This window comes from Maribacter sp. MS6, assembly GCF_056839185.1.
In genome coordinates, this window is record NZ_CM166389.1 from 444,475 (window position 1) to 458,970 (window position 14,496).

Sequence of the window (14,496 nt, forward strand, 5' to 3'; positions counted from 1 at the left end):
TTGATATTTTATAACTATAATATTAAGTTGGAGACAAAACTTCGATTATTCTTACTACAATCAATCCAATTATAAATGCTATTTAATTCCCTAGACTTTGCAATTTTCTTACCGATAGTATTTGTTCTATATTGGTTCGTTTTTCAAAAAAACTTAAAACTTCAAAACTTTTTGATTGTAGTAGCCAGCTATTTGTTTTATGGTTGGTGGGACTGGCGCTTCTTAACATTAATTCTCTTTAGCACCTTGGTCGACTTTAGTATTGGGTACCTGCTGGAACATGAAAAAAGAATACCCAGACGCAAAGTATACCTTTGGATAAGCATACTGGTAAATTTGGGCTTTCTAGGTTTTTTTAAATATTATAATTTTTTTGTAGAGAGTTTTACTGATGCCTTTTCTTTTTTAGGAAAAGAGATTCAACCCAATACCTTAAACGTAATTCTCCCGGTGGGTATTAGCTTTTATACCTTCCAAACATTAAGTTATACCATTGATGTTTACAAGAAAAAGCTGGAGCCGACTCGTAATTTTATAGCCTTTTCGGCTTTCGTTAGTTTCTTTCCCCAATTGGTAGCAGGCCCAATAGAAAGAGCTACAAATCTACTACCACAATTCTATACCAAACGAGTTTTTGACTACAACACCGCCGTTCTTGGACTTCGCCAAATACTTTGGGGATTATTCAAAAAAGTGGTCATAGCAGATAATTGTGCTACGTACGCCAATATTATTTTTAACGACCATTCTGACTATGGTACCGTTACTTTAATTTGGGGGGCGCTATTTTTCACGTTTCAAATCTATGGTGATTTTAGTGGCTACTCGGATATTGCAATCGGAACCTCCCGATTATTCGGTTTTAATTTAATGCAAAACTTTGCCTTTCCCTACTTTTCCAGGGATATTGCAGAATTTTGGAGAAGATGGCACATTTCCTTATCCACTTGGTTTAGGGATTATTTATACATTCCTCTTGGCGGTAGCAAGGGAGGCATGAACATGAAGGTTCGCAATACCTTTATCATATTTCTGGTAAGTGGGTTTTGGCACGGAGCCAATTGGACCTTTATAATTTGGGGATTGTTAAATGCAATGTACTTTTTACCACTATTGCTAAGAAACAAGAACCGAATCAATACGAATATTGTAGCAGAAGGAAACTGGTTACCAAATATAAAAGAGCTCTTTCAAATACTTAGAACCTTTAGTTTAACGGTTTTTGCATGGATATTATTTAGGGCAAATTCAGTAGCTGACGCCTTCGATTATATTTCTCACCTATTTAAAAGTAATCCTAATGCATTAAGCGTTACTATTCCAAGTGAGCTGCCATATCTTATATTGTTTTTCATAAGCGTAGAATGGCTTGGGCGTTCATCGCAATTTGCCATCGAAAACCTAAAAATGCTCCCAAAAGTTTTTCGGTGGACTTTGTATTTTGGGTTAATTCTGCTCTTGTTCCTATTTGCTGGCCAAGAACAGGAATTTATTTATTTCCAATTTTGATATTATGAGGTTACTTTTTAAAAACATGTTGGTTTTTTGTATTTTTGGATTACTTCTTGGCGAGGTAATATCACGTATGTTCAATACTACCTCGGACATCCCTAGTCGGATAATCGACCAAAACAATATTCAAAAATATAACCCTAATCAAACCGGGAACTGGATTGGGGGAACACATAGCTGGCTTATAAACGAGGAGGGTTGGCCGGGTAAACTTCCTAGCTCAAAAGATAGTCTTATTACTATTATCGGCGATTCGTTCGTAGAGAATTTCATGAATCCAGATTCATGCCGGCAGTCTGTTGTTTTAAAGAAAATGCTACCCGATTACAATTTTTATGAAGCTTCAAGATCAGGAGTCTCTTTTATCGAGACCATGGAAATAGCATCACATTTAGACTCCCTAGAACCCTTGCAGCAACTAATCTACGTCCATGATGGAGATTTTTTGGAAAGTGTGGTTCAAATTAAGAAAATGGCTGATATTACCCAGTACGACCGTGAGAAAAATAAAATCGTTCCTGGTATTTTAAAATCTCCAGGTTTAAAAAAGATTTTATACAATTGGAAATTCATGTACTACCTGTATACCAATTATTCTTTTGGCTCTAAAAATAAAGAGGCTACCGAACCCAATAAAGAAACAACTGAAACAAAATCTTTAAAGGCAGCACATGTAACAGCACTAAGAGCCCTACTAACTTTTGTAAGCAAAAGTTATAATACAACTAAAATCACCTTGATATGTAGACCCAATACAGACCCAGAATTGCTCGCCCTACTAAACGACTTTAATTTCAAAGTGCTTTTACTGGTAGATAATAAGAAAATAGAGTGGTCTTTTGAGCATGATGCACATTGGACCTGCATTGGGCATAAAGAAGCAGCAAAACAGGTTAAAAACAAAATAGAACAATAAATACTCTTTATAAAAGAATTACCTTTCCTTTAAATAAATTAGCATCACGGGAAAAGGATAATGATGGTTAAAAAAACCCTTTATCGAAAATTCTTTCATATCACATGGAAAAATTAGAATTCTCAATAGGAATTTACATCTTTACATCCCTAAAGTCAAAAAAGAAACATGAGCATTAAAGCATTACAACTAAAGTCTGAATTACATATACTCGTTACCGGCGGTGCTGGTTTCATCGGTTCCAACCTTTGTGAAGCACTTTTGGAGAACGGAAATAAAGTAAGCTGTTTGGATAATTTTTCCACAGGAAAGCGGGAGAATTTAGCTGCTTTTATGAACAATCCTAGGTTTACCTTGATTGAAGGGGACATCCGAAACCTAACAGACTGCCAAAAAGCTTGTGAAGGCGTAGATTATGTTTTACACCAAGCCGCCTTAGGCTCTGTGCCTCGTTCCATCAAAGACCCCATCACCAGTAATGCTGTAAATGTCTCCGGTTTTCTTAACATGTTGGTGGCCGCTAGGGATGCCAAGGTAAAACGCATGGTCTATGCGGCAAGCTCCTCCACCTATGGAGATTCCACCTCCATGCCCAAGGTAGAGGAGATTATCGGAAAACCCTTATCCCCTTACGCCATTACCAAATATGTAAACGAATTGTATGCGGATGTATTCGCCAAAACTTACGGAATGGAAACCATAGGCCTCCGTTATTTTAATGTCTTTGGCCGTAAGCAGGACCCCAATGGAGCCTACGCCGCGGTAATTCCAAAATTTGTGATGCAGTTGATGAGCTACGAATCCCCTGTCGTCAATGGGGATGGAAGCTTTTCTAGAGATTTTACCTATATAGACAATGTCATACAAATGAACGTGCGCGCCATGACGACGACCAATCCAGTAGCGGTTAATACCGTGTACAATACGGCTTATGGCGAACGAACGGACTTAAAAGAACTCATTGCACTGCTGAAAGAATACCTAAGTACTTTCGACCCAAAAATAGCAAGGATAGCGACAATTTACGGGCCTCAAAGGGCAGGTGATGTACCGCATTCGCTGGCATCCATAGACAAAGCTAAGACGCAACTTGGTTACGATCCACAATTCGATATTAAATCCGGCCTAAAGGAAGCTGTGGCTTGGTATTGGGACAATCTTAGATTGTAAGCAGAGGGTAGTTAGTAGTTTGCAGAAAAGGCAACTCCAACCACTACACTTGTAGGAGGAAACAAAAAATAAAAACCGGAAAATAACGTTAACGGAGTAACATATAAAAATAGCGCAACGCAAGCAGCGATTGGCGCATAGCACAATAAGCATGAATAACACAAAAATTGCCATAATTGGTTTAGGATATGTAGGATTGCCCTTAGCACGACTCTTCGCTACCAAATATCCCGTTGTTGGATTTGACATTAACACGCCAAGAATCAAAGAATTAATGTCAGGTCACGACAGTACCTTAGAGGTAGATGATGCCACGCTAAAGGGCGTATTACAGGGAACAAGTACCATGGAAACAGGCTTGTTCTGCTCTGATCAATTATCCGATATTGCCGACTGTAATTACTATATCGTTACCGTACCTACACCCGTGGACAGTACCAACCGCCCCATTCTCACGCCGTTGTTCAAAGCGAGCGAAACAGTGGCGCAAGTCTTAAAAAAAGGCGATACCGTGATTTATGAATCTACCGTCTACCCTGGAGTGACAGAGGACGAATGTATTCCCGTATTGGAAAAAATAAGCGGTCTTACGTTTAATACCGACTTTTTTGCCGGTTACTCCCCAGAACGTATCAATCCAGGCGATAAGGAACATACCGTAGAAAAAATATTAAAAGTGACCAGCGGATCCACACCGGAAGTGGGGAAACAAGTAGATGCTTTGTATGCCTCCGTTATTACGGCCGGCACCCATTTGGCACCAAGTATTAAAGTAGCCGAAGCGGCAAAAGTGATAGAAAACTCACAACGGGACATCAACATTGCCTTTGTGAACGAACTGGCAAAAATATTTAATTTGATGGGTATCGACACCCATCAAGTCTTGGAAGCCGCAGGAACCAAATGGAACTTCTTACCCTTTAAACCAGGGTTGGTAGGCGGACACTGTATTGGTGTAGATCCTTATTATTTGGCGCAAAAAGCACAAGAATTTGGCTACCACCCCGAAATTATTTTGGCGGGACGCCGTATGAACGATACCATGGGAAAATATGTGGCCTCGGAAGTGGTAAAACTGATGGTGCAGAAAGACATAAAAATTAAAGGCAGTAACATTCTAGTATTAGGCATCACTTTTAAGGAAAACTGCCCGGACGTGAGAAATACCAAGGCCGTAGATGTCATCAACAACTTGGCAAGCTATGGTTCTAAAGTAACGGTTTACGATCCCTGGGCCAGCCCAAAAGAAGTGATGCACGAATACAAGCTGGAAGTAACCAATACGGTACCAAAACAAAAATTTGATGCGATTGTACTCACTGTTGCGCATACAGAGTTCTTAACACTAACCCTTCAAGACTTTTTAGCCGAAACTGGGGTTATTTATGATGTTAAAGGGGTCTTGACTCAAAAAATAGATGCCCGTTTATAGTGTAGCAGCTTATTTCAAAGCAGGTGTACAAATAAATATTTTATAAGAAGGTGGGTAAATTTCCCTTGCTTTTACTACAGTTATATATCCAAAAACTAGGATTTGAGGTCAGTTTTAATAAATAGAAATCGCTTCTTTTGCGAAATATGATATTACTCTGAGTCCACCATTACGATGAATTTGGCTGTTATCTTCAAATTAACAGTCCTCCACTAGCAATCTTGCTATGGCTCTAGATATGTATAGCAACAAAAAAATATCCAATCTAGACCAGTTGTTACAACTGAAAGATTTTTATTACGTCACACTAATTTTCTGCTTTAAATAAATATCCCAATCAACAAGATTGGTAGATATAACACCTAAATTTTAGCTTTTAAATCGATTGCCGCTTTTAAACAGTCCGCCGGCACCTGCTAAGTGAACTTCCGTGAAATTTACTTTAAACAATTCTAAAAGTCATTTGTTGACTATAATTCTAGCTAAAACATGAAAGATATAGCTGAGCTTCGTTCTGACAATACTGCCAAACAATGTTAAAAAAAAATGCACTTCATCGAATATCAAAGTTTAAGAAAACCAAAATCACTCTCAATCACGTAATATACTTGTCACATATGTGTATTTCATCGAAAAAAATATACTATTTAACGATTTAAATGAGTTTATCTTTATAATTGCAGTCCCAATAAATGTTTTTATTCATCCTAATTAGTACACCTACTTATGAACCTAAATACTGATCGCTTTTTTGCACTACTGTTATGTGGTGCTTACCTGTTTTTTTCATCATCATGTTCCAAAGATGCTGATTTATTATCTGACTATGTTATCACAAATAATGGTGACATAGAAAGTATTGCGCTGTTAGCAGATGATATCTATTTTATTAACAATGCGCAATCAAGTATGCTCTTAGATGTTTTAAACAACGACTCCTTTAGTTCAAATACACAAGTAACGATAATTAGTACGTCAGAACCTAGCAATGGCGATGTAACCATTAATACTAATAATACCTTAACCTACACGCCAAATACTATAACTTCACAGGAAGAGACTAAACCCGAGGTAATAGAAACTCCAGAAGAAGATTCCTTTGAATACACTACCGAGGTAATCACAGAACAGGGCGAAACGTTTAGGGAAGCGGCTACAGTAACTATTTCCCCTGCAGATATGGGAGACCTAAAAGCTTTTCCTTTGGCTTACGGTGCTGGTGCGTACTCAACTGGGGGTAGAGGGCAATCAGTATACAAGGTTACGAACTTGAACAATGCTGGACCTGGGAGCCTCAGAGATGCGCTAAGTCAAAGTAATAGAACTATCGTGTTCGATGTTTCAGGAACTATTGAATTAACTTCAGGAATAAATGCTAATATAAGCAATGTCACAATAGCCGGACAAACAGCTCCAGCAGGAGGTATTACAATAACCGGGAAAGTAATTAACCTATCGGGCGATAATATAATTATGCGATATATAAGGGCTAGACCAGATTTTGACAAATCTGGAACTAATGACGTGATAAACGCCGTGCGGTTAACCAATTCTATTTTTGATCACCTTTCTGTTTCTTGGGGGGGTGACGAAATTGTGAGTATGGTAATAAATACCAATAACAATACCATACAGAATTGTTTGATGGCTGAAAGTAAGACTGGACAAATAATGGGCGATAGTCAAAACCCTGCTACCGGAGGGAATTTTTCTGTCTTAAGAAATGCTTATTACAACATTAGTCATAGGTTTCCGAATCCAGTCACAGAAGATAGAGCAGATATTATAAACAACTTTATTTACAACCATAATTATAGGTTAATGACTTTCGCACCATCCACTAATATAGATTTAAATTGGATTGCAAATTATATTGAGTCTCCTTGTGGTCAAAACAACAGAACAAGTTCTCATCAGATAAATTGGATTGATTACAACTCCGGTAAGTCAGAAAATATTTATGCCGAAGGAAATCTCCTTATGCCTGCTGAATTTACTAATCCCTCTGAAGATAATCGTTTTTTCTTTCAGTACCGAAACCCTCCTTCAGGTATCCAGCAATGGTCCACTGTCAATGAAAGCTATTTTGTTCCTAATCCGTTTCCTTTCTTAGGTGCATCATTACCGGTCACAAACCCGCTTACTGTAAAAGAAAGTGTTTTAAATGATGCAGGTGCCAGATGGGTACTATCCGAAAATGGACAGAAAATTGAAAGTATCGACACAATAGACAGTAGATATCTGAATCACATGGCCAACAATGTTTGTTTTGATTATGAATGGCTTGAGGATTATTCCCAATATGCCCATTATAAAACATGGCATTCCAATGTTAGTAATGTACCACTGGCCTCATACCCGACCTCCAGGGATAGTGATGATGATGGAATGCCTGACGCTTGGGAACTAAGCCGGTTTGGTGAATTATCAAGAGATGGCAAAGGTGATATAAATGATGACGGTTACACCGATTTAGAAGAGTTTTTAAATTTGGTAGACTTTTAAATGGAATAAAGCTTCTGTTATCACCCAACTATAGCTAGCGCTATTCAGATATTAAATACTTGTTTCAACTAAACTCAAAACTATTGATTTTTTTAAAACTTCCATACTCTTCTATAGCTATATCAGTTTAAAGAATCATAATTAAAGGGTTTACCCCTAATAATTATTAAGCCTTTTCATATTTGGATTGTTGTAGAAAGTCAGTTTACTCTGTTTAAGTTGAATTTTTATTTACGCTGGATAACGACTGAAATATTTTCACCTGTAAATCTCCAATTATCAATATTCATAACTAAAGTATCAAGTTTTAATTAGATCTTGTAGAATATTAATGAATCCCAGAGCAATAGTACAGCAACCGTTTGTTGTATAGTCTTTTGTCCGAAATCTAAAGTACTTAATAGACTAAAGTATCGATAATAACGCATATTCTAAAAATTATTTGAAATCTATACTACTAATCTCAAATTATAATTACAACTGGAAAAATGAGGTTAACGAACTTTTTGTTTAGACAAAATTTGATAATACCTTACTTTCCACAAATCCAGGGTTGAAAGAAATAAAGCTCTGTATAACTGCAATATAGTTTCAGTATTGGAGTTAATTATTATAATGTATTTTTACATTTTTTGGTTCATTATTCTGTTCTCCATGTAAATTTCAAAAATATTGAAAATTGAAACGTTAGTTACTAGACTATTATTTGCTGGTCTCGCTTTAAGCCTAGTTTTTATTTATTTTTCACAAGAACGCTTGTTTTCTTTCATGACAAAAGGAGATAATACGCTTGGTTTTGAGAGGTACGTCAGGATTGCATCCACACTGTTAGTTATAGTTGCAGCTTTTATCACTCTTTTTTTTACTAGGAAAAAATATTCTATTTCTATTTATTTCTCTTACGGTATTCTTGTAGTTTATCTGATTTTAAATTTTTTGCTAAGTGGTGGAGATATTCTAAATCCTACAGACATAATGAATACCAAGGGTTTTGGCGTTTGGCTATGTTTTGGACTTATTTTTGTTAGTTATGATGACAACCGCTATAAACTATTTCAACGTTTTTTATATATCGCAATTATTATAATAGCGCTATTATCCATTTATAACTTATTCGAATTTGGCGCCGGCTTATACCGAGGGCAAGCATTAGGTAGGTATAGGGTATATGCCGTTAACTATGTCTGGGTGGCACCCTATGTCTTCTTAATTCTAAAGGGAAATAAAAAATTAGCTTGGTTAAGAATTTTCGCTCTATTCATGGGTTTAATCTTAGCATTAGTAACACAAACAAGATCATTTATACTTATTTATATGATTGTTCTACTATTTGATTATTTCCATACAAAAAAGAAAACACCATATCTCATTGTTTTTTCAATTTTAGTTATACCAGCATTGTATATGGTAACCAATTTGGATCTCATTTCTAGGTCTCTAGATTTACTAATTAACAGGGGTGTCAACGATACTAGAACAGGGCAACTTACGTTATTCTTAAGTCAATTAAATGTAATAGAAATCATTCCTGGCAAAGGGTTTTTAGCCAATTACAAACTTGGAAACACTAAATTTTACTTTCTAGATAACCAATGGCTTTATCTTTTATGGTGGGGGGGGCTAATCCCTGTGCTAGCTTATTTTTACCTTACCGCAATTATTCCCTTAAAGGTGTTCTTCACGAAAAATATATCCTATGATACCAAAGTAGAGTGTTTTGTAATGCTATTATGGGTTTTAGGCCTTGCTGGACTAGCAATATATACGACTATGAATTTCGATTTCTTTTTTCTCGTAATTTGCATAATTCAAGGAAGGGTTCTTTACAAATATAGCTGTTTAAAAGATGATTAAGAATTCTAGAAGTAAAATGATGGTCATGTATGGCTCCAGCATTGCTGGTATCCTTTTAGGTTTTCTTATTAGTGTTTTGCATACAAAATTACTAGGAGCTGAAAAATTTGGTGACTTTAAATTTATCGAAACTGTCGTTAGATTTATTGGTAGCTTGGTATCCGTTGGATTCTTTATTTCCCTAACCAGATTGCTAGCTATTAATAATGATAGCAAAAAAGAAAGAAAATATGTTGGTCTATTTACACTAGTTTTTATAATAATTTCCTTGATAGGAATCATTTTGATTCTATTCTTTTCTTTTATAGAACCTTATTTTTTTGGTCACGGTCTAAGCACAATATTTAGAAAATATTTTTTTGTAGTCTCCGCGGTAATTGGTCAGTTGGCATTGAATGAAATTTTAAAAGGAATGCACAAAATCAACTACTTGGTCATTTTTAATGTTTTACCGGGTACTATTTACGTGATTATACTTTATATTTTAAGTTTTTATTTTACCATAGGTGTCGAAACTATTTTGTTTCTATATTATTTATTAATCTTTATAGCAGTAATTCTGGCAATTATATGCTTAAAACCAAAGTTTAATTTTGACAAAAAAATGTATCGCGCCCTATTGGTTGAAAATAAACATAATGGCAGACCAATATATTTTGGGAGTCTAGCAGGAGTAGCGACTTCTCATATCGCTGGTTTCAGTATATCTTACTATTTAAACAATACTGAGGTGGGATTTTACATGCTGGCACTTACCGTATGTAGCCCAATTTTAATAGTGCCTTCTGTTTTAGGAACCATTTACTTTAAAGAATTTGTGCACCTAAAATCAATCCCACGCAAGGTGTTGATTTTTAGTTTTTTGTTCACTTTTATTGCGTTAATCATTTTTTATGCGTTAATAGAACCAGTAGTTATTTATGTTTACGGGGATGCTTTTCAGCCTGTATCAGCAATGTCTAAATATTTAATTTTTGGTTTTATTGTTCATGGTTTAGGGGACTTATATAATCGATTTCTTGGGGCAAAAGGAAAAGGCAAATTGTTACGAAACGCGGCATTTTTTGTCGGTATTGTAAATGTTGTTGGATATACAGTTTTAATAAGCTTATTTGATATAAATGGTGCCATTCTAACGAAAATACTGGCAAGTTGTCTTTATATGTCGGTTATGATTTATTATTATTTCAATTTTGATAAAAATTAAAATATGTTCAAAAATAAGATTCTATTGATTACTGGAGGCACTGGCTCTTTTGGAAACGCTGTGCTTGATCGTTTTTTAGAAACAAATATTAAAGAAATTCGCATATTTTCTCGCGATGAGAAAAAGCAAGATGATATGCGTAACCAACTAAATAATGAGAAGGTTAAATTTTATATTGGCGATGTCCGCGACTATGCTAGTATTGATAAAGCCATGCGAAATGTAGATTATGTATTCCACGCGGCTGCACTAAAGCAGGTACCATCTTGTGAGTTTTTTCCACTAGAGGCTGCAAAAACAAATGTCTTTGGCACTCAAAATACCATAGATGCCGCTGTAGCAAATAAGGTAAAACGAATTATATGTTTGAGCACTGATAAGGCTGCTTATCCAATAAACGCCATGGGTATTAGTAAAGCATTAATGGAGAAAGTGGCGGTAGCAGCCTCTAGGAATATTCCAAATGACGAAACTATTGTGTGCCTCACGCGCTATGGCAATGTTATGGCATCCAGAGGCTCTGTGATACCCCTTTTTACAAAGCAAATACACGAAATGCAACCCTTAACTATAACCGATCCTAAAATGACCCGTTTTCTTATGTCTTTAGAAGATGCGGTAGATCTAGTTTTATTTGCCTTTAAAAATGGAAACCAAGGAGACCTTTTCGTAAACAAGGCCCCTGCAAGTACTATTGGAGATTTAGCCAACGCTATTAAGGATATATTTAAAGCCGATAATCAAATAAAAGTGATTGGTACTCGTCATGGAGAAAAACTTTATGAAACACTATGCACTAGAGAGGAAATGCAAAAGGCAGAAGATATGGGTGATTTTTATCGAATCCCCGCAGATAATAGGGACTTAAATTACAATCGTTTCTTTTCTGAAGGAAAAACCAATACTAGTTTGATCGAAGATTACCATTCGCATAACACAGAACAACTATCCAACAAAGAATTAAAGGATACGCTTTTAGGTTTACAATTCATAAAAGATTTTTTATAAATGGGTAATCATTTCTTAATACAAGGAGCCTTGCATGAAGACCAACGGGGCAAAATTTCCTTTTTCAATACTTTAGATTTGTCTAAAATTAAAAGGATGTATCAAATAGAACCTGCTAATGAAGGAATAATTAGGGCATGGCAAGGTCATAAAGTCGAGAAAAAATGGTTCTACTGCCTTCAGGGTAGTTTTATCATTAACCTTGTAAAAGTGACTGATTTTGAACATCCGACGACCGATGCGACAATTAGTCAAAATAAACTTACGGCAACTACTCCTTCTGTTCTTTATATGGAAGGGGGGTATGCATCTGGTATCAAGTCCACTGCTCCAAATTCTAAACTATTGGTGTTTTCCGACCTTTCTATAGAGGCTTCAAAAAATGACGATTATCGTTTCGATTTAGATTTCTGGAATGCGAAATGGGAATAAACAATAAATAATCATAAGTAAAAAGGTATGAAAATACGAGTTGGAGTTACCGGACAAGCAGGTTTTTTAGGCTATCATTTATATCGCACCTTAGCCTTAAAAGAGCATATAGAGCTCATATCCTTTGATCGGTCTTTTTTTAACAATGTCTCTTTGTTGGCTGCTTTTGTAAAGCAGTGCGATGTTATTGTGCATCTTGCGGCTATGAATAGGCATGATAATCCACAAATTATCTATAATACTAATGTTAAATTAGTATCCCAACTTATTACCGCATGTGAAAATGAAAATGTAAGTCCACACATCTTATTTTCATCTTCCTCTCAAGAAGTAAAAGACAATTTATACGGAAAATCAAAAAAAGAAGGTAAAGTACGGTTTATGAATTGGGCAAAACGCACTGAAGGTAACTTTACTTCTTTGAGGATACCCAACGTTTTTGGACCCTTTGGCAAACCAAATTACAATTCAGTTGTAGCTACTTTTTGCCATAAAGTGGCGCATAATGAAGAAACTACGATAATAAATGATGGAGAAGTTGGGCTCATTTATGTAAACGACCTTGTAGATCGCTTTATTAAAATTATTGAAGAAAAAATAGAAACCAAAGAGATAGGGCGCCATAGTTTTGAATTGGTTGTTGCACCATTAACCCACATAAAAGTTTCAAAAATTCTTTCCCTTTTACAGCGGTACAAATCTGATTATATGGGTAAGGGCATCTTTCCAAGTCTGGAAAAGCCTTTTGAAAAAGCCTTGTTCAATACCTTCAGATGTTATGTTCCCCAACATCATTATCCTGTGAAATTCACAAAGCATACGGATGACAGAGGAAGTTTTGTTGAAATTGCTAGAACGGAAACAAGCGGCCAATTCTCATTTTCCACGACAGTTCCGGGTGTTACTAGGGGTAACCATTACCACACCAGAAAAGCAGAGCGCTTTGCCGTAATAAGTGGTAAAGCCTTGATTCAGTTGCGAAAAATGGGAACAGAAGAAGTTATAGACTATTATTTGGATGGAAAAGAGCCTGCCTACGTGGATATGCCCATTTGGTATACTCACAATATTAAAAATATCGGCGATCAAGAATTGGTTACCTTATTTTGGATTAATGAACCTTACAACCCCGAAGATGCAGACACCTATTTTGAAAATGTTTAAATCAAACGTAATCAATGTCTAAAAAAAGATAAGGGTAAGAGGCAAATGTAGTGGACGGGGTCAATAGGCTTAATTTTTAAAACTAATTCAATTCGATAGGCTAAATAGCAAACTTAATTTTAGTTTGCCAAAATGGAATTATACAAATGAAAAAACTTAAAGTACTTACCGTCGTAGGAACTCGACCAGAAATAATCCGGTTATCCTGTGTATTAAATGCCCTAGATGCTAACGAAGCTATTGAACATACCTTGGTACATACAGGGCAAAATTATGATTATGAACTTAATGAAATTTTCTTTGATGATTTAGAGATTAGAAAACCTGATATTTTTTTAAATGCTGCCGGAAAGAATGCTACGGAAACAGTGGGTAATATTCTTATTAAAATAGATCCAGTTTTAGAGGATATGGAGCCGGATGCTTTTTTGGTTTTGGGCGACACTAACTCCTGTCTGTGTGCCATTCCTGCAAAAAAGAGAAAAATACCTGTATTTCATATGGAAGCGGGAAACCGTTGTTTTGATCAACGTGTGCCCGAAGAAACCAATAGAAAAATTGTTGATCATGTCTCGGATATCAATTTAACCTATAGCGATATTGCAAGAGAGTACCTACTCAGAGAGGGCCTTTCCCCCGATAGGATAATAAAGACCGGTAGCCCTATGTTTGAGGTTTTGCATAAATTCAGGGCCAAAATAGAAGGATCTGACGTACTAGAAAAACTAAACTTGCAAAAAGACAAATTTTTTGTAGTATCATCGCACCGCGAAGAAAACATAGGTAATCCTAAAAATTTTGAAGACCTAATTACTTCGCTCAACCTAATTGCAGAAAAATATGATTATCCGGTAATCGTTTCCACACATCCAAGAACACGCAATATGCTAGTTGCCAAAAAGATAAAAGCGCATAAAAATGTAAAATTTTTAAAGCCGCTTGGCTTTTCGGATTATAACGCATTACAATACAATTCCTTTGCCGTATTGTCCGATAGTGGCACCATTTCCGAAGAATCCAGCATTTTAAACTTTAGGGCCTTAAACATTAGGGAAGCTCACGAACGTCCTGAAGCAATGGAAGAAGCCTCCGTAATGATGGTGGGCCTTAACCCAGAGCGTATTCTTCAAGCACTTGTGGCTCTTGAAACGCAAAAACGAAATCCTGAGCGTAATTTTAGAGCGGTAGCGGATTACTCCATGCCGAATGTAAGCGAAAAAGTTGTCCGTATTATCCTGTCATATGTAGATTATGTAAACACAGTAGTTTGGAAAAAATAACCAACCATCCCCATGT

At 36.1% G+C, this 14,496-nt stretch carries 11 protein-coding genes; all 11 read left to right on the forward strand.

Annotated features, from left to right (window positions below):
• Positions 1–75 precede the first annotated feature (75 nt).
• The 11 genes from MS6x_RS02150 (at position 76) to wecB (ending at position 14,480) form a co-directional block, all read left to right on the forward strand.
• Positions 76–1,509, forward strand: coding sequence for an MBOAT family O-acyltransferase (locus tag MS6x_RS02150; protein ID WP_482605134.1), 1,434 nt, complete (start codon positions 76–78; stop codon positions 1,507–1,509).
• Positions 1,510–1,513: 4 nt separating this feature from the next.
• Entirely contained in the window at positions 1,514–2,428 is a 915-nt protein-coding gene (locus tag MS6x_RS02155) for a hypothetical protein (protein WP_482605135.1), read from the forward strand.
• A 168-nt stretch (positions 2,429–2,596) separates the two neighbouring features.
• Positions 2,597–3,598 carry an SDR family oxidoreductase gene (locus MS6x_RS02160; RefSeq protein ID WP_482605136.1) on the forward strand — a complete coding sequence of 334 codons (1,002 nt, stop codon included), beginning with the start codon at positions 2,597–2,599 and terminating at the stop codon, positions 3,596–3,598.
• A gap of 151 nt (positions 3,599–3,749) precedes the next feature.
• Positions 3,750–5,030 (forward strand): nucleotide sugar dehydrogenase, encoded by a 1,281-nt coding sequence (locus tag MS6x_RS02165; protein ID WP_482605137.1) that lies wholly within the window; start codon positions 3,750–3,752, stop codon positions 5,028–5,030.
• A gap of 726 nt (positions 5,031–5,756) precedes the next feature.
• The gene (locus MS6x_RS02170; RefSeq protein WP_482605138.1) at positions 5,757–7,535 is read left to right on the forward strand and encodes an Ig-like domain-containing protein; all 1,779 of its coding nucleotides are present in this window, start codon (positions 5,757–5,759) and stop codon (positions 7,533–7,535) included.
• A gap of 672 nt (positions 7,536–8,207) precedes the next feature.
• On the forward strand, positions 8,208–9,389 hold the full coding sequence (locus MS6x_RS02175; RefSeq protein ID WP_482605139.1) for a hypothetical protein: 1,182 nt from the start codon (positions 8,208–8,210) through the stop codon (positions 9,387–9,389).
• Positions 9,382–10,596: an oligosaccharide flippase family protein gene (locus MS6x_RS02180; RefSeq protein WP_482605140.1), complete on the forward strand. Its 1,215-nt coding sequence runs from the start codon at positions 9,382–9,384 to the stop codon at positions 10,594–10,596. Before MS6x_RS02175 ends, MS6x_RS02180 begins: the two co-directional genes overlap by 8 nt.
• Before the next feature lie 3 nt (positions 10,597–10,599).
• Positions 10,600–11,604, forward strand: a complete 1,005-nt coding sequence (locus MS6x_RS02185; RefSeq protein ID WP_482605141.1) for an SDR family NAD(P)-dependent oxidoreductase — start codon at positions 10,600–10,602, stop codon at positions 11,602–11,604.
• A 96-nt stretch (positions 11,605–11,700) separates the two neighbouring features.
• A complete protein-coding gene (locus MS6x_RS02190) occupies positions 11,701–12,036 on the forward strand; it encodes a hypothetical protein (protein WP_482605142.1) in 336 nt (111 codons plus the stop codon).
• Between the two features lie 27 nt (positions 12,037–12,063).
• Positions 12,064–13,200 (forward strand): polysaccharide biosynthesis C-terminal domain-containing protein, encoded by a 1,137-nt coding sequence (locus MS6x_RS02195; protein WP_482605143.1) that lies wholly within the window; start codon positions 12,064–12,066, stop codon positions 13,198–13,200.
• Positions 13,201–13,346: 146 nt separating this feature from the next.
• Positions 13,347–14,480, forward strand: a complete 1,134-nt coding sequence (wecB, locus tag MS6x_RS02200) for a non-hydrolyzing UDP-N-acetylglucosamine 2-epimerase (RefSeq protein ID WP_482605144.1) — start codon at positions 13,347–13,349, stop codon at positions 14,478–14,480.
• Positions 14,481–14,496: the final 16 nt, after the last annotated feature.

What these genes read in the sequence shown, in the direction of transcription:
- MS6x_RS02150 (WP_482605134.1), top strand. Translation starts at nt 76, where the DNA reads ATGCTATTTAATTCCCTAGACTTTGCAATTTTCTTACCGATAGTATTT.
- MS6x_RS02155 (WP_482605135.1), top strand. Translation starts at nt 1,514, where the DNA reads ATGAGGTTACTTTTTAAAAACATGTTGGTTTTTTGTATTTTTGGATTA.
- MS6x_RS02160 (WP_482605136.1), top strand. Translation starts at nt 2,597, where the DNA reads ATGAGCATTAAAGCATTACAACTAAAGTCTGAATTACATATACTCGTT.
- MS6x_RS02165 (WP_482605137.1), top strand. Translation starts at nt 3,750, where the DNA reads ATGAATAACACAAAAATTGCCATAATTGGTTTAGGATATGTAGGATTG.
- MS6x_RS02170 (WP_482605138.1), top strand. Translation starts at nt 5,757, where the DNA reads ATGAACCTAAATACTGATCGCTTTTTTGCACTACTGTTATGTGGTGCT.
- MS6x_RS02180 (WP_482605140.1), top strand. Translation starts at nt 9,382, where the DNA reads ATGATTAAGAATTCTAGAAGTAAAATGATGGTCATGTATGGCTCCAGC.
- MS6x_RS02185 (WP_482605141.1), top strand. Translation starts at nt 10,600, where the DNA reads ATGTTCAAAAATAAGATTCTATTGATTACTGGAGGCACTGGCTCTTTT.
- MS6x_RS02190 (WP_482605142.1), top strand. Translation starts at nt 11,701, where the DNA reads ATGTATCAAATAGAACCTGCTAATGAAGGAATAATTAGGGCATGGCAA.
- MS6x_RS02195 (WP_482605143.1), top strand. Translation starts at nt 12,064, where the DNA reads ATGAAAATACGAGTTGGAGTTACCGGACAAGCAGGTTTTTTAGGCTAT.
- wecB (WP_482605144.1), top strand. Translation starts at nt 13,347, where the DNA reads ATGAAAAAACTTAAAGTACTTACCGTCGTAGGAACTCGACCAGAAATA.